14 protein-coding genes and 1 pseudogene are annotated in these 15,764 nt (G+C 72.8%); 4 read left to right on the top strand and 11 right to left on the bottom strand.

Annotation, left to right across the window (positions count from 1 at the left end; all coding sequences use genetic code 11):
• Nucleotides 1–27 precede the first annotated feature (27 nt).
• A complete protein-coding gene (locus ACIBAF_RS32900) occupies nt 28–1,590 on the bottom strand; it encodes an AMP-binding protein (protein WP_399467847.1) in 1,563 nt (520 codons plus the stop codon).
• 71 nt (nt 1,591–1,661) lie between these two features.
• Between ACIBAF_RS32900 and ACIBAF_RS32895 the strand changes: the two genes are divergently transcribed.
• From ACIBAF_RS32895 to ACIBAF_RS32885, 3 genes are read left to right on the top strand one after another with little or no spacing between them, the layout of a single operon-like run.
• A complete protein-coding gene (locus ACIBAF_RS32895; protein ID WP_399467846.1) occupies nt 1,662–2,645 on the top strand; it encodes a 2Fe-2S iron-sulfur cluster-binding protein in 984 nt (327 codons plus the stop codon).
• 48 nt (nt 2,646–2,693) lie between these two features.
• The gene (locus ACIBAF_RS32890) at nt 2,694–3,413 is read left to right on the top strand and encodes an enoyl-CoA hydratase/isomerase family protein (protein WP_399467845.1); all 720 of its coding nucleotides are present in this window, start codon (nt 2,694–2,696) and stop codon (nt 3,411–3,413) included.
• A complete protein-coding gene (locus ACIBAF_RS32885; protein ID WP_399467844.1) occupies nt 3,403–4,161 on the top strand; it encodes an alpha/beta hydrolase fold domain-containing protein in 759 nt (252 codons plus the stop codon). Before ACIBAF_RS32890 ends, ACIBAF_RS32885 begins: the two co-directional genes overlap by 11 nt.
• 65 nt (nt 4,162–4,226) lie before the next feature.
• Here ACIBAF_RS32885 and ACIBAF_RS32880 read toward each other — a convergent pair whose 3' ends face one another.
• From ACIBAF_RS32880 to ACIBAF_RS32865, 4 genes are read right to left on the bottom strand one after another with little or no spacing between them, the layout of a single operon-like run.
• A complete protein-coding gene (locus ACIBAF_RS32880; protein WP_399467843.1) occupies nt 4,227–5,825 on the bottom strand; it encodes a GMC family oxidoreductase in 1,599 nt (532 codons plus the stop codon).
• 25 nt (nt 5,826–5,850) lie between these two features.
• A complete protein-coding gene (locus ACIBAF_RS32875) occupies nt 5,851–7,128 on the bottom strand; it encodes an amidohydrolase family protein (protein ID WP_399467863.1) in 1,278 nt (425 codons plus the stop codon).
• Complete coding sequence (locus tag ACIBAF_RS32870) at nt 7,128–7,457, bottom strand: hypothetical protein (RefSeq protein ID WP_399467842.1); 330 nt, start codon at nt 7,455–7,457, stop codon at nt 7,128–7,130. The genes ACIBAF_RS32875 and ACIBAF_RS32870 overlap by 1 nt, the downstream gene beginning before the upstream one ends.
• 31 nt (nt 7,458–7,488) lie before the next feature.
• Complete coding sequence (locus ACIBAF_RS32865) at nt 7,489–8,766, bottom strand: aromatic ring-hydroxylating dioxygenase subunit alpha (protein ID WP_399467841.1); 1,278 nt, start codon at nt 8,764–8,766, stop codon at nt 7,489–7,491.
• A gap of 135 nt (nt 8,767–8,901) precedes the next feature.
• Here ACIBAF_RS32865 and ACIBAF_RS32860 point away from each other — a divergent pair.
• Nucleotides 8,902–9,705 (top strand): annotated as a pseudogene (locus ACIBAF_RS32860) (NAD(P)-dependent oxidoreductase); the annotation flags it as partial.
• A 56-nt stretch (nt 9,706–9,761) separates the two neighbouring features.
• Here the strand turns inward: ACIBAF_RS32860 and ACIBAF_RS32855 are convergent.
• From ACIBAF_RS32855 to ACIBAF_RS32830, 6 genes are all read right to left on the bottom strand, one after another.
• Nucleotides 9,762–10,436: a TetR/AcrR family transcriptional regulator gene (locus ACIBAF_RS32855; RefSeq protein WP_399467840.1), complete on the bottom strand. Its 675-nt coding sequence runs from the start codon at nt 10,434–10,436 to the stop codon at nt 9,762–9,764.
• A gap of 61 nt (nt 10,437–10,497) precedes the next feature.
• Nucleotides 10,498–11,310, bottom strand: a complete 813-nt coding sequence (locus ACIBAF_RS32850; RefSeq protein WP_399467839.1) for an NAD(P)-dependent oxidoreductase — start codon at nt 11,308–11,310, stop codon at nt 10,498–10,500.
• Nucleotides 11,311–11,323: 13 nt separating this feature from the next.
• Complete coding sequence (locus ACIBAF_RS32845) at nt 11,324–11,824, bottom strand: DoxX family protein (protein ID WP_399467838.1); 501 nt, start codon at nt 11,822–11,824, stop codon at nt 11,324–11,326.
• Nucleotides 11,821–12,744, bottom strand: a complete 924-nt coding sequence (locus ACIBAF_RS32840; RefSeq protein WP_399467837.1) for an alpha/beta hydrolase — start codon at nt 12,742–12,744, stop codon at nt 11,821–11,823. Before ACIBAF_RS32840 ends, ACIBAF_RS32845 begins: the two co-directional genes overlap by 4 nt.
• The gene (locus ACIBAF_RS32835; RefSeq protein WP_399467836.1) at nt 12,741–14,414 is read right to left on the bottom strand and encodes a thiolase C-terminal domain-containing protein; all 1,674 of its coding nucleotides are present in this window, start codon (nt 14,412–14,414) and stop codon (nt 12,741–12,743) included. Before ACIBAF_RS32835 ends, ACIBAF_RS32840 begins: the two co-directional genes overlap by 4 nt.
• Nucleotides 14,411–15,763 carry a cytochrome P450 gene (locus ACIBAF_RS32830; RefSeq protein WP_399467835.1) on the bottom strand — a complete coding sequence of 451 codons (1,353 nt, stop codon included), beginning with the start codon at nt 15,761–15,763 and terminating at the stop codon, nt 14,411–14,413. The genes ACIBAF_RS32835 and ACIBAF_RS32830 overlap by 4 nt, the downstream gene beginning before the upstream one ends.
• Nucleotide 15,764: the final 1 nt, after the last annotated feature.

Raw genomic sequence — 15,764 nt, 5'->3', positions numbered from 1 at the left:
CCTTTACCGATCGCGAGAATGGTATTCTCACTTCGAGGTAGTGGCAATGCTGTCACGAAGAGCGAACTTCTTGACCTTGCCGCTGGGGGTGCGCGGGAAGTCGGCGACGGCGTGCACCTGCTCCGGCCACTTCTGCCGGGCCAGGCCCGCCCGTTGGAAGTGCAGGCGCACCTCCGCCAGGCTCGGCGTCGACCAGCCCGGCAGCATCCGCAGCACGGCCGCGACCCGCTCCCCCAGCCGGGCGTCGGCGGCGGCCACCACGGCGGCCTCGGCCACGCCGGGCAGGCCGAGGAGGACCTCCTCGACCTCCAGCGCGCCGATGTTCTCGCCGCCCCGGATGATGACGTCGGCCTTGCGGTCGGTGATCGACAGCCACCCCTCGGAGTCGAGCGCCCCGATGTCTCCCGTCCGGTACCAGCCGTCCTCGTCGAAGGCGGCGGCGGTGAGGGCCGGGTCGGTGTAGCCGAGACAGAGGTCGGGGCCGCGGGTGAGGATCTCGCCGTCCTCGGCCAGCCTCAACTCCACGCCGGGGAGCGGGAGTCCGTCCGTGTGCAGGCGCTTCGCGGCCGGGCCGTCGTAGGGCGTGCAGGTCACGGAGGGGTGCTCGGTGGAGCCGTAGGCCCGGAACACGCCGATGCCGAGGCCCTCCAGCCGGGTCGTCACGGCGGAGGCGACGGAGGCGCCGCCGAGGCCGGCGTAGCGCAGGCGGGCGAGGTGCGCGGGCGTGCAGTCGGGATGGTCGAGCAGGCTCGTCATGTAGTACGTCGCGCCGCCGCCGACGGTCAGGCCCTCGTCCCTCATCAGCGCGAGCGCCTGCGCGGGGTTCCAGGTGTCGCCGAGGTGGACCTCGGCGCCGTCGAGCACCGGGATGAGGAAGGCGTTGACCATGCCGATGAAGTGGCCGACCGGCGCGACCGTGAACTGCCGCCCTCGGTCGGGCGGATAGCTCGCGGCCAGCTGGCGGGTCTCGAAGCCGAGGGTGCGGTGGCTGTGGATCACGCCCTTGGGGTCGCGGGTGGTGCCGGAGGTGAAGGCGATCAGGGCAGGGGCGGACGGGTCGACGGGGAGCACGCCGGGGAGCGGCTCGTCGGCGAGGAGGTCGTCGAAGTTCTGGCCGACCACGCCCACCACGGGGACGAAGGCGCACAGCTCCGGGCGGAACTCCACCCGTCCGAAGCGCGCGGCGGCGAAGAAGGCCTTGGGGCGGGTGGCCTCGACGATGTAGCGGACCTCCTTGGGGCCGTAGAAGTGGACGACCGGCACGACCACGGCGCCGAGGAAGGCGGCGGCCCAGAAGACGGCCGCCGCCTCCATCCAGTTGGGCAGCTGCATGACCACCGCGTCGCCGGGGCCGACGCCGCGCGCCCGCAGCCCGGCGGCGAGCCGGCGCGCCACCCGCTCCACGTCCGCGAACGTCCCCGACCAGGGGCGCACCTCGGAGTGCACGCGGAACTCCGTGCCGCCGGCCGCCGCCAGCCCGGTCGCCAGCAGGTCCCCGAGGGTCTCGTCGGTCCACCAGCCCTCGGCTTCGTAGCGTTTCGTCAGCTCGGGGGGCACGGTCCGCAGAACGCCGGGGGGAATCGTCACCATGGCAGAGGGTCTCCTCACTCGCACCGGTACGAGAATTGCACTCTCGCACAGCGAGAAGGTAAGTTCCATACATGGCACGCGACCACGGCTTCCATCCGGTGCGGATCACCCGGATCGTCGACGAGACGCCGGATGTGCGCACATTCGCCCTCGACGCCGGATTCCCTTACCGGGCGGGGCAGTTCATGACGTTCCGGGTGTGCGGGGCGCTGCGCAGCTACTCGATGTCGAGTTCGCCCGACACCGACGGCGAGCTGTGCGTGACCGTCAAGCGGGTGCCGGGCGGGCTGGTGTCGGCCTGGATGCACGAGGAGCTGCGGCCCGGGGACACCCTGGAGGCCACCCGGCCGAGCGGAACCTTCTGCCTGCGCGAGGACGCCGGTGAGCGCCCGCTCGTCGCCTTCGCCGGAGGCAGCGGCATCACGCCCGTGTTCTCGCTGGTCAAGAGCGCACTGGCGACTACCGGACGGCCGGTGCGACTGTTGAGCGCCCACCAGAGCGCACCGGCCGCGATCTTCCGCGCGAAGCTCGACGCGCTCGCGCACCGCTACCCGGGGCGGCTCGATGTCCGCCACCACCTCGACGACCGGGACGGTCTGGTCACGGCGTTGGAGATCTGCGAACTGGCCTCCCCTCAGGCGGAGTTCTACCTGTGCGGGCCGCAGCCGTTCATGGACCTGGTGGAGAGCACGCTCCGCGCGCAGGGGGTGGCCGCGGAGCGGATCTTCGCCGAGCGGTTCGCTCCGGTGAACGGCACGGCTCCCGAAGCCCCGCGCGCCGACGGCACGGTCACCGTCTGGCTCCGGGGGACGCGGCGCTCCGTGCCCCGGCGCTTTGGCGAGACACTCCTGCAAAGTGCCCGCCGGGCCGGTTTCACGCCGCCCTTCTCCTGCGAATCCGGGGACTGCGCCACCTGCATGGCCAGGCTCACGGCGGGGGAGGCAGAGATGCGGGTGAACAACGCCCTCGACGCCGACGAAGTCGCCGAGGGATATGTGCTCACCTGCCAGGCCGAGCCGACCACACCGGACGTGACGGTGGAGTACGAGGACTGAGACGACGACCGGGACGACCGCCGACGCCGAACGACCGGAAGGCCGCGCATGGTTGAGCTGGAGCTTCAGGACGGCCTGGCCGTCCTCACGATCGACCGCCCGCACGCCCGCAACGCCATCGACCTCGACACCATGGCCGAGCTGGAGAAGGCCCTGGACGCGGCCGGCGGTGCGCTCGCGCTCGCGATCACCGGGGCGGGCGACAAGGCGTTCGTCTCCGGCGGCGATCTGAAGGAGCTGGCGCGGCTGCGCACCGAGCGGGAGGCGTCGCGGATGGCGCTGCGGATGCGGGCGGTGTGCGACCGGATCGCCGCCTTCCCCGGTCCGGTGCTCGCCGCGCTCAACGGGCACGCCCTGGGCGGTGGCGCGGAGATCGCGGTCGCCGCCGACATCCGGATCGCCGCGGAGGACGTCCGCATCGGCTTCAACCAGTCCCGGCTGGCGATCGTGCCGGCCTGGGGCGGGGCCGAGCGGCTGGCCCGGCTGGTGGGTCAGGGGCGGGCGATGCTGCTGGCCGGCACCGGACGGGTGCTGGGCGCTGCCGAGGCCGAACGGCTGGGCCTGGTCGACGTCGTCCTGCCGCGCGCCGGATTCGTCGACGCCTGGCGGGAGTCCGCGCACGCTCTGGCCACCGCGCAGGCCCGTGAGATCAAGAAGCTGACCACCCGCACGCGAACGCCGGAGGAGGCCGCCGCGGCCTTCGCCCGGCTGTGGGTGGCCGAGGAGCACTGGGAAGCGGCCGAGAGGGTGATGTCCCGTGGCAAGTGAAGTCCGCGTCGAGGAAGGGCCGTTCGGACCGGAGGTCCGCCCCGGCCACGCCGCCGTCGAGCAGACGGTGCTGTATCTGCACGGGGATCCGCGGCTCGCGGGCACCCCGCAGGACGCCCTGCCCACCGCGCGCGAACTGGCCCGCGCCACCGGGTACGCCGTGGTCTGCGCGCGCTACCGGCCGCGGTTCCCGCAGGCGCTGGACGACGTGTACGCCGCCTGGGAGCACTGCCGGGCCGGCGGCGGCTCGGTGGCGGTGGCCGGCAAGCGGCTCGGCGGGGCGCTCGCGGCGGGGCTGCTGCTGCGCCTGCGCGACGAGGGAGCCACGCCGCCGACCTGCGCGGTGCTGACCTCGCCGCTGCTGGACTTCACGCTGGAGGCGCCGAGTCTGCTGCTCAACGCGGCCGCCGACCGCACGGTGGACGCGGAGTCGCTGCCGCTGCGGGCGGCCGCGTACGCGGGAGCCGAGTCCCGCACCAGCCCTCTGCTCAGTCCGCTGCACGGCAACCTCCACGGGCTGCCGCCCATCCAGCTGCACGCGGCCGGCACGGAGGTCCTGCTGGACGACGCCCTGTCGTTCGCGACCCGCGCGGCACACTCCGGGGTGGCGGTGGACCTGCGGATCTACGAGGACGCGTCGGCGCAGGGCCTGCGGCAGCTGGGGGCCGCGGCGGAGTTCCTGCGGGGGCGGTGCGCGGGCGGCGCCTCACAGCCCAGGCCTGCGTTCTCCAGCCCGTCCGGCGTCTGAGGACGAGGCCCCTTCAGGGCCGACAGGGGGGACCCGGGGGGGACTGGGGGCACCGCCCCCGGTCCCTAGCTCTCGGCGAGAACGAGATCGGCGGCCCGCCAGGCCAGTGCCATCACCGGCCCGTTGAGATTGCCGGACACCATGACAGGCAGTACGGACGCGTCGACGACCCGCAGACCGTCGACGCCCCGCACCCGCAACCCCGCATCGGTCACGTCCTCGGGGGCGGAGCCCATCGCGCAGGTGCCGATGGCGTGGAAGCCGCAGTAGCCGCCGTCGAGCGACGACTCGATGATCTCCTCGTCGGAGGCGACGCCCGGGCCCGGGAACGTCTCGCGGCGGATCCGGGAAGCGATCGGGTCCGTCGCGAAGAACTCCCGCAGCCGACGGAACAGACCGGCGCCCACCTCACGGTCGTACGCCGACCGCCAGTACCCGGGGTCGATGTCCAGCCCGCCGTCCGGGTCGGCCGAGGTGATCGCGAGCGAACCCTCGGAGGTGGGCCGTAGCACCATCGCGCAGGCGGAGAGGCCCGGTTCCCTCTCCACGCCCGCCGGTCTCCCGGGCACGAGCGCGCCGAGGGACCAGGGCGCGAGCAGCACCTCGGCGTCGGGACGCGCCGACTCGGGGCGGGTCTTGAGGAAGCCGATGACGTCGTAGGCGGGCCGGGCCAGCGGCCCCTTGCGGGTGAGGAGATAGCCCGCTCCGGTGCGCGCCTGGGCGGCGGGGGTGGCGAGGCGGTGGTTGACGCCGAGCGGGGCGTTCAGCCGGAACCGCAGGGCCAGGCAGCGGTGTTCGCGCAGCCTGGCCCCGACGTGCGGCCGGTCCAGCCGGACGTCGACACCGGCCGCCCGGAGCACCTCGGCCGGTCCGATCCCGGACAGCTGGAGCAGCTTGGGCGTGCCGAGGCTGCCGAGGCTGAGGACGACCTCGCGGCGGGCCCGGACGTCCTCCTCGTGCCCCTCGGCCGTCCGCACCCGTACGCCGACGGCCTTGTCGCCGTCGAACAGGACGCGGACGGCGGTGGTGTGCGCCGCGAGGGTCAGGTTGGGCCGGGAGCGGGCCGGGCGGAGGAAGGCGCGGGCCGCGCTGAACCGCTGTCCGGCCTTGATGGTGGCCATGGCGTAGCCGATGCGCTCGCCGTCCTCCTCGTTCACGTCGGGGACGGCCCGCAGCCCGAACTCCTCGCCGGTGGCGACGAGTTCGTCGCACAGCGGATCCGGGTCGCGCACGCCCGACACCCGCAGGGGCCCGCCCGTGCCCCGGGTCGCCGTGGCGCCCAGGGCGTTGTCCTCCAGGGCACGGAAGGCGGGCAGCACGGCGTCCCATCCCCAGCCCGGGTTGCCGAGCCCCTCCAGCGCGTCCCAGTCGGAGCGGCTCCCCCGGTTGTAGACCATGCCGTTGACGGCACTGGAGCCGCCCAGCACCCTGCCGCGCACCCACACCTCCGGATTGCCGCCCTCCCGCAGCGGGCGGGTGCGGTGGTGCCAGGAGTAGGCGGGGTCGCCGAAGAGCTTCCCGACGCCCTTGGGGATCCGCAGATACGGGTGCCGGCCGGGGCCGCCCGCCTCGACGAGCAGCACCCGCGCCCCGGGATCGCGCGAGAGCCGGTCGGCCAGGACACAGCCCGCCGAGCCCGCGCCCACGATCACGTAGTCGTACATCGCCGACACCCTTCTCTTCGTCGTCTCAGCCTTGCCCAGCGCTCCCGGTGTCGTCCCGGACGACCCGGCCGCCCTTCATCACGAAGGACACCCGACCGGTGACGGACAGGTCGGCCAGGGGATCGCCGGGGACGGCGATCACGTCCGCGAGCAGTCCCTCCCGCAGTCGCCCCCGGTCCTCGGCGCCGATGAGGTCGGCGGCCACGACCGTGGCGGCGCGCAACGCGTCGAGCGGCCGCATGCCCCGGTCGACCAGGGCGAGGAGTTCCTTGGCGCCCTGGCCGTGCGGGATGGCGGGCGCGTCCGTGCCGAAGGCGACCTTGACCCCGCGCCGGATCGCCCGGGCCGTGGACTCGCGGGCGCGCGGGAAGACGTCGGCGGCCTTGGCCCGCAGCGCCGGGTCGGCGTGGGCGGTGCTCATGCCCTCGGTGAGGTAGGTCGTCGCCACCAGGAAGGTGCCGCGTTCCACCATCAGATCGAGGGTGGCGTCGCTCGCCAGGAAGCCGTGCTCGATGCAGTCGATGCCGGCCTCGACGGCGGCCCGGATCGCGGAGTCCCCCATGCAGTGCGCGGCGACCTTCACGCCCGCCCGGTGCGCCTCGTCGACGGCGGCCCGCAGCTCCTCGTCCGAGTACTGCTGGGCGCCGGCCGGTCCGGTGTGCGACATGACGCCGTTGGACGCGCACACCTTGATGACCCGCGCCCCGTACTTGAGCTGGTACCGGACGGCCTTGCGCACCTCGGCGACCCCGTTGGCGATCCCCTCCTCCACCGTCAACGGCAGCACGCCCGGCGCGAACGCCTGGAACATGGTCGGGTCGAGGTGCCCCCCGGTCGGGGCGATCGCGTGTCCGGCGGGCACGATCCGCGGGCCCTCCACCCACCCCAGGTCGATCGCCTTCTTCAGCGCGACGTCGAGGAGCACGCCCCCGGTCTGCACGAACAGCCCGAGGTTGCGGACGGTGGTGCAGCCGCGGTGGAGCGTGCGGCGGGCGTTGGCGACCGCGCGCAGGGTCCGCAGGGCGGGGTCCTCCTGGACGGGGATGAGCGGGCTGCGGTGGTCGGGGCCGCCGAGGAAGAGGTTGACCTCCATGTCCATCAGGCCCGGCAGCAGCGTGACGTCCCCGAGGTCGCGCACGGCCGTGCCGGCGGGCAGCCGGGCCGGCCGCCCCACCTCGGCGATGCGCTCGCCGATCACCAACACCTCGCCGGGCTCCACGAGTTCGCCCTTGTCGACGTCGAGGAGCCGCGCCGCCCGCAGCAGGACCGGCGGTTCTTCCGCCTCCGGCGCCGGCGGTGTCATCACACGGCCGGTTCGACGACGGCGTCGATGCTGGAGGGCCCGCTGTCCGGGACCCGCGGCTGCCCCCAGGCCTCCACCGGGAAGGCGACGGTCACCAGCGAGCAGAACGCCCACAGCAGGTGTCGGTCCTCCTCGCCGATGCCGTCGAGGCTCACCTTCTCCAGATACGCGGCGCCCTTCTCCAGCAGCGGGAACGCCACGTCGTAGAAGGACTGCAGTTCCTCCATGGTGCTGGCGACGCGCTTGGCGTAGCGGGCCTTCTCGCCCTGGACCGCCCAGTCCGCGAACGGTTCGAGCGCGGCGAAGTCGGCGGGAAAGACGTTGGCCATGTCCGGGATCTCCCTGTCTGCTCGCTGGACTTCAGGACGCGGTGGACGGCTGCTTGGCGTGCGCGTCCACGAACTGCCGTGCGGTGGTGTGCAGATGGCGCAGCAGGACCTCCTGGTCGCACAGCGGGAACCGGTCCAGGGTGCGCGACTCCAGCATGGTCTGGGTGGCTTCCAGGGTGTTGCCGTCCTGCAGTCCGTACTCCTTGAACGACACCACCGCGAGCTCCTGCTGGAGCCGCTGGAAGGCGTTCTGGGGCGGCACGAAGTAGGCGGTGCCCTCGAAGATGTGCGTGTGGTACGAGGTCGGCCAGTAGTGGTAGGTCAGCACCCAGTTGGGCCGCCAGACCAGCAGCATGAAGTTGGGGAAGAACACGAAGGAATCCATGCCCCAGACCTTGCTGCGCGTCGGGTTGATCGCGGGCGGCAGCTGTTCGGTGGTCAGCCCGATGTCGGGCTCCTCCCAGGGGCCGAACAGGCCGCTGCGCAGGGCCCGCTCGATCGGCTTGACCATGGCCCGGGCCTTCGGCGGCGCGATCCCGCCCCAGGAGGAGACCATGCTGTGCGGACCGTCGATGTCGTACGACAGCGCCTCGTAGCCGTACTTCTTGATCTTGGCGGCCTCTTCGGCGACGTACTGGCCGGAGTGCAGGATCGGCGCGTGGTAGAACTCGGCGAACGCGTCGATGAACAGCTTCCAGTTGCTGCCGATCTCGGCCCGGTACCTGTGCACCTGGGTGAGCTTGTGGAACGGGTAGCCCTCGATGCCCTGACCGAACCGGCCGAGGTAGTCCCTGAGGGACGTCGTGTTGTCCGGGTCGAGGTTGACGAAGACGAACCCCTCCCAGATCTCCGTCTGCACGGGCAGCAGGCCGTAACTCGACTTGTCCAGGCCGAAGAACTCCGACTCCTGCTGGACGAAGCCGAGCTTGCCCTCCAGGTCGTAGCGCCAGGCGTGGTACTTGCAGGTGAAGGCGCGGCAGGTGCCCTTGGTCTCCTGGCGGGGGTCGTCGTCCCAGACGAGCTTGTTGCCCCGGTGCCGGCACACGTTGTGGAAGCCGCGCACCTCGCCGTCCACGCCGCGCACCATGACGACGGAGGCGCGGGCCGCGTCGAGTTCCTTGGTGAAGTAGCTCCCCTTGCGCGGCAGTTGCTCCACGCGTCCCACGTTCAGCCAGGTCCGGCGGAAGATCGCGTCGCGTTCGCGTTCGTAGTGCTCCGGCGAGATCGAGTCCGCGTAGGAGACCGGCTCGGTGTCGATCTTGAAGTGTTCGGTCCAACTGCCCTCAGGGGGCTTCGGGAAGTGCGCCATGGAACGGAACCTCCGGTCGGTTGACACCGCCAAGATAACAGCGATCTCTCTTGAGGAGAATACCGTTTCCGCTTATCGTCATCTGAGCTCTCTGGCACACCTCGGGCAGACCTCTGGCAAGCAAGGAGACAGCGGATGTACGACGGCGACCGGCAGCGGGCCGCACGGACGGCGAGCGGCCTCGTCGTCGGCTGCGTCGGCCTGGGGAACATGGGCGGCGCCCTGGCGGCGAACCTGGTCCGGGCCGGGTTCGAGGTTGCGGCGTACGACGCCGCGGGGCCGGCCCGCACGCCGCTGGGCGCCCGCTGGGCCGCCGATCCCGCCCAACTGGCCCGGGAGGCCGACGTCGTGCTGCTCAGCCTGCCCGACGGGGCGGTCTGCGCGGAGGTGCTCCGGGAGCTCGTCGCCGTCCGGGACCGGCGCGTCACGCACGTCGTGGACACCTCCACGGTGGGCGTGACGGCGGCGCGCCGGTTGGCGGCGATGGGCCTGGCGTACGTGGACGCGCCGGTCTCGGGCGGGGCGGCGGGGGCCCGCAAGCGCACTCTGATGGTCATGTACGCGGGCACGGACGACGACTGCGCACGGGTGGAGCCGGTGCTGGCGGGGCTCAGCGACCGTCGCCGGCGGGTCGGCGACCGGCCCGGGCAGGCGCAGGCGCTGAAGCTCGCCAACAACTTCCTGTCGGCCACCGCGCTCGCCGCGACCAGCGAGGCCGTCGCCTTCGGCGCCGCCGCCGGACTGGACCCCGCGGTGCTGGTGGAGGTGCTCAACGCCTCCAGCGGCCGCAGCGCAGCCACCGCCGACAAGTTCCCCGACGAGGTGCTGACCGGCCGCTACGCCTCCGGTTTCAGCAACACGCTGATGGCGAAGGACGTACGGCTCTATCTGCGCGAGGTGGCCGAGTCCGGCGGCGCGGCGACCGTGGCGGCGGTGACCGACGCGGTGTGGGAGGCGTTCTCGGCGGCGGATCCGGGGGCGGACTTCACCCGCATCTACCCGTTCACCACCGGAGCCTCGGACACCGCCGGAACCTCCGACACCGCCGGAACCTCGGACACCGCTGGAACCTCGCTCACGGCCGGGGCCTCGGTCACCCCCGGAACCCCGGAGTCCCCCAGCAGCACCGACAGCACCTCGCGCACGACCTCGGGGTAGCGGTCGTCGCCGTCCTGGTCGACCAGCCACAGCTGGAGGACGCCCTCGATGAGGGCGAAGAGGGCGGTGGCGCCGGTCCGGGTGTCCAGGCCGCTCGGCAGCCGGTCGCCGTACCGGGCGGCGAGATGCTCGGTCAGGTGGCCCTGGACCGTGCGGCGGCGGTCGCGGACATAGCTGCGGGCGGGTTCCTGACCGGTCACCGCCTCGGCCAGCACCACGCTGTGCACCCGGGCGAGGGTGGGATGGTCCTGTTCGAAGGCGATGGTCTCGGCGAAGTCGCCGGCCCAGTCCTCGCCCAGCCTGCGGTCGGCCAGGTTCTCCCGGTTGAGCCGCTCACGGAGGTTCAACACCTCCAGGAACAGCCGCTTCTTGCTGGGGAAGTAGTGCAGGACGCCCTGCCGGGTGAGCCCGGCGCGCTCGGCGACGGCGTCGATCGAGGTGCCCTTGAACCCTCGGGCGGCCAGCACCTCCAGCGCCGCTTCGAGGATCTCCTCACGCCGAGCGGATGCCACGGGCCACCCCTTTCCGCCGTTGGACGGGTGTCCGCTCACCCTAGCGATTCCGCAATGTTCCTCACAGACCCATGGCACGGAGCGCTGCGCGGGCGGCCTCCTGCGCCGGCCCGGGCGCCGCCGCTCCCGCAGGCGACGCGCCCGCCACCTCCTCGAACAGCCGCACGTCCTTGGCGAGCAGCGCGCCCGCGTGGCCGGCGATCCGCTCCAGCGTGCCGCCCGCGTCGACCACCCGCTCCAGCGCGAAGCTCGTGGAGCTCCCGCGCGGCAGGATCCGGCCGAGACCGTCCGGGTCCAGGCCCAGCCGGCCACCGAGCGCGAGGGTGTCGGCGGCCAGCCCCAACTGGGCCGTGAACAGCAGGTTGTTGAGGAGTTTGGCGATCTGACCGGTGCCCGTCGGGCCGAGGTGGACGACCGGGTCGCCGTAGGCGGCGAACACCGGGCGGCAGGAGGCGAACACCTCGGGCTCCCCGCCCACCATGACCAGCAGGGCGCCCTCGTCGGCTGCGCGTCCGCCGCCGCTGACGGGTGCGTCCAGCACACGGACGCCCTGAGCGCCGGCCCGCCGAGCGAGACGACGGCAGGTGTCGGGGTGGACGGTGGAGTGCACGGCGATGGTGCCGCCCGGGCGCAGGCCCGCCAGCACCTCGTCGCCCACCTGCTCCACGTCACCGTCGTCGACCACGCACAGGCACACCAGGTCGCAGGCGGCGGCCAGTTCGGCCGCCGAGCCGGCGGTCTTGGCGGCGGTGTCGGCGAAGGGGGCGAGGGTGGCGGGCCGCCTGGCCCACAGGGTGGTCTCGAAGCCCGCCTCGACGATACGGCGGGCCATGGGCGCGCCCTGGCCGCCCAGTCCGATGAATCCGACGCGCATGGGCTCTCTCTCCTCAACTCGTCTTCTGCGGGCGCCAGAACACGGCCAGGAGACCGGCCGTCGCGACGACGCCCACTCCGAGCACCACTCCGGCGCCCGCCCATCCGGTCACGGTGATGTCCGCGGCCTCGTCGATCGCGTACTCCCCCGGCCCCCACGCCCCCAGCGCCACCGCGAGGACGCCCAGGACGAGGACGTACTCGTAGCCCTCCTTGAACACGAAGAAGCCGTTGCGCCGGTGCGCGAGCAGCCCGGCCACCAGCATCACGGACAGCACCGCCGCGCAGGCCAACGGCGTGAGGAAGCCGGCCAACAGCAAGGCCCCCGCGCCCAGTTCGGTCAGCACGCTCAGCCAGGCCTGCAGTCGCGGGCGGGTGAGACCGAGGCCGCCGAACCAGCCGGCCGTGCCGGTGATGCCCCCTCCGCCGCGCCAGTGGTTCCAGCCGTGGGCCACCATCACCACGCCGAGAACGACCCGTACGAGCAGCAGAGCGGTGTCCGAAGCCTGACTCATCCCCACGTCCCCTTCTCCGTCGGCAGCGCCTGCACACCCAGCGCGCACTCCTCGACGAAGGCGAGGACATTCAGGTGGTAGGCCGCAGCGGTACGGCCGACGCTCGTGTTGTGCCCGGCGCCCGCCTGTTCGTGGCGTACCACCCGGGGGGCTCCGGTGAACATGGAGGCGAGGTCCGCCAGGCCCTCGGGTCCGTTCGCCCACACCTGCTCGTACTCGGCGAGAGTGAGGTGCACGGGCACGGGGACCTTGGCCGCGAGCTGTGTGAACTCCTCCTGCCAGCCCTCGCGGTGGCCCTCGTAGGCGGGCGAGGCGGCGCCGATGCTGTGGCCGCCGTGCACGTCGGGCGGGTAGGCGTGTGGCGGATGCCACAGCGCCTGGCGGATGTGCGGCCGGGCGCGGGTGGGGTCGCGCCGCCACTTCTCCATCGCGTCCACCGCCCGCGGGTGGTGGACGCGTCCCATGCCGGCCAGCTCCACGCCGAGCAGGTCGGCGCCGCGCGGGTCGCTCGCCATCCGGACGGTGAGTTCACAGCCCGCCGAGTGCGCCCACACGAACACCCCGACGCCGCGTTCCCGGCCCGTCAGGAGCGCCTGGACGGCCGTGTACGCGAAGTCCGTGCGCTGCTCGGGCGTGCGCATCCGCGCCTCGTGCCCGGCGGAGCTGCCGTAGCCGGGACGGTCGAGGGCGATCACCGTGAAGCCCGCCGCGGCCGCCGTCCGCAGGAGGGAGAGCCGCGGGTGGCCGGGGTGGTCGAAGTAGGCGGAGGTGGTGGCGCCGCCGTGCAGGGCCACGATCACCGCCTGCGGCCTCGCCGCCTCGGCGACCAGGGCGGAGGCGGGGACGCCGTGCACGTCGACGACCTGCCGCCGCACGACGGCGGCGAGTCCGGGTTCCGCCGAGGGTGGGGGTGAGGTCATCCGTCCGTCCTGAGCAGGAGTACGCCGCCGGGGGTGAGCCCGCCGCTGGAGACGACGGCGGTCCGCGCGCCCGCCACCTGCCGGGCGTCGGCCTCGCCGCGCAGTTGGAGCACGGCCTCGTGCAGCAGGCCCATGCCGTGGGTGCGGCCGTGCGAGAGCTGTCCGCCGTGCGGGTTGAGCGGGATCACCCCGTCAAGGGCGATGTTCTTGCCGCCGTCCAGGAAATCCCGGGCCTCGCCGATCCGGCAGAAGCCGAGCGCCTCCAGCCAGGACAGACAGTTGAAGGTGAAGCCGTCGTAGAGCAGAGCCACGTCCACGTCGGCGGGGCCCAGCTCGGTGCGGGTCCACAAGTGGGCTGCCTGGCCCAGTACTTGGGGTTCGTGGGTGAGGGTGGCCTGGTCCCACTCGGGGCGCTCGACGATCTGGGTGCCGACGGCCTCGATCCGGACGGGTGGCTTCGCCAGGTCGCCCGCGGTGTCCGCCGCCGAGACGACGACGGCGGTCGCCGCGTCGCACGGCACGTCGCAGTCGTACAGGCCGAAGGGGGTGGTGATGGTGCGGGCGGAGAGGTAGTCGTCCATGGTGAGCGGGTCGCGGTAGACGGCGTCGGGGTGGCGGGCGGCGCCCGCGCGCTGGTTGAGGGCGATCCAGCCGAGGGTCTCGCGCGTGCTGCCGTAGCGGTGCATGTGGCGTTGCGCGTTCATCGCCAGCATGATCGCGGGCGAGAGAGCGCCGAACGGCTTGAACCAGCCCTCGGGGCCCGCCGGCCCCGGCATACGGATCCGTCCCTGCCGGACGAGTTCGGCGTACGTCGCCTCCCACACCGTACGGAAGCACAGCACATGCCGGGCGAGGCCGCCCGCCACGGCCAGCATGGCGGCGACGAGGGAGCCTCCGGGGCCGAAGGTCTCGCCGGCGCCGTTGTGCCAGGTCGGGCGGATGCCCAGGGCCGACTCCAGGGCGGTGACGCCGCCTTCGGCGAAGCCGCCGTACGCGCCGCCGCCCGGGTAGGTGGACAGGCCGTCGATGTCGTCGAAGGTGAGTCCGGCGTCGGCGACGGCCTTCTCGCAGGCCTCGACGGTGAGTTCGAGGGGCGGGACCATGAGGCGGCGGCCGAGGCGGGAGGCTCCGGCGCCGCTGATGACGGCCCGTTCCTCGAACTTGCTGGGGCTCACCCGCGGACGGATGTGATCGCGCACCTGCTCCGGGGGCGGGTCGTCGGCGGGGAGCGGGGCCGGGGGCGGCTGCTCGGCCGTGGGGCGGAACAGGGGCAGCCAAGCTTCGCCCGTCCGTTCGAAGACGACCTCCATGCGCATGCCGAGGCGGAGGTCCTCGGGTGCGCAGTCGACGAGATTGGTCGTCAGCCGTACGCGCGGGTCCTCCTCGATGGCGACCTGGGCGACGACGAAGGGCGTCGACAGCCCCGGGAACGGGAAGCGGTGGTTGAGCGTGAAGCCGATGAGGGCAGCGCGGCCGGAGACCTCGCGGACCGCGGTGGCGTGCGAGCGGCAGTGCCGGCACACCGGCTGCGGCGGGTGGATCAGGGCCGCGCAGGCGGTGCAGTGCTGGAAGCGGAGCCGCCCGTCGCGTCCGGAGGTCCAGAAGAACTCGGTCTCCTGGGTGATCTGCGGCTGCGGACGGGCGGCGGTTTCCGGAGGCGGGGCGCTCAACGGATCTTCGCCTCCGCCTTGCGCACGGTGACGGGCTCCGCCAACCCCTGTTCGTCGCAGGCCTGTTGGAGAACGGCGAGGGTCTCCTCCAGGCCCGGGCCGAGACGGGGGCCTGGGGTGAAGGCGGCCGGCAGATGGCGCATGCCCTGGATGACGCCGATGGTCTCGTAGTGGACGGCGCCCTCGGGGTCGCACACGAAGTCCGGTAGCCGGTCGAGGACTTGGACGAGCATCCGCTTGAACACCGTGCGGGCCACATTGGAGCCGATGCAGCGGTGGATGCCGAGACCGAAGGCGGTGTGCCGGTTGCCGGGGCGGGCGAGGTCGACGTGGTCCGGGTCGGCGAAGACGGCCGGGTCGCGGTTGGCCATCGCCCATGACAGCCACAGCCGGTCGCCCTCCTTGAACTCCTTGCCGGCGATCGTGCAGTCCTCGGCGACGGTACGGCCGTCCCCGGGCGCAGGGGTGAAGTAGCGCAGGAACTCCTCGGTCGCCGAGTCCAGCAGGGTGTCCCGTTCGCGGCTCAGCCGGGCGCGTTCGTCCGGGTGCCCGGAGAGCCACTCCAGGGCGTGGGCGGTGAGCGCGGTCGTCGTGTCGAAGCCGCCGCCGATGAGCAGGGCGAGGGCGCCGACGAGGTCCGCGTCGGAGGGGGTCTCGCCGTCGATCTCCATCCGGGCGAGGGCGTCGGCGAGACCGGGGCGGGGGTGGGCGCGGACCTCGTGGAGGGTGACGCCGATGTCCTTGATCATGGCCATGTGGGCCTCGATCACCCGGGCCATCTCCGGCGAGTTCGGCGGGGTGTAGACGCCGGCGTGGGCGGGTTCGTTGTACAGCTCCCACTTCTTCAGCGGGATGCCCATCATGGCGAGGGTGAAGACGGCCGGGACGATGTTGGCGAGGTCGTCGACGAAGTCGATGCGGCCGGACTCGATCCGTTCGTCGAGACAGGCCCGTGCCACCTCGTCGACGAAGGGGATCCAGCGGGCGACGGCCGCCGGGGACAGGTACGGGTTGAGGGCGCCCCGGTAGGAACGCTGCTCGGGCGGGTCCATCTCCAGGAAGCCGCCGCGGATGCCCCGGCCGCGCTTCGGGGCTGGGATGTTGATGCCCTGGTAGCCGCGGCGTTCGCCGTGCACGTCGTGGTCGTTGGAGAGCTTGTCCTGCTCGCGGACGAAGGCGAGCAGCTCGCGGTTCCCGCCGGCCACCCAGTGGCCGCCGTAGGTGTCGGTCCAGGCGAGCGGGCAGCCCGCGTGGAAGGCACGGGTCTGCTCCTCGAACCGCTCGCGGTACTCGGGGGCGTGCCGGTCGAAGTGGACGCGGGGCTGTTTGCGGGTCTCGTCGTCGCTCATG

Origin of the sequence: Streptomyces sp. NPDC051677 (genome assembly GCF_044453465.1) — a bacterium.
GTDB lineage: Bacteria > Actinomycetota > Actinomycetes > Streptomycetales > Streptomycetaceae > Streptomyces.
This window is presented reverse-complemented; position numbering and strand designations above follow the sequence as displayed.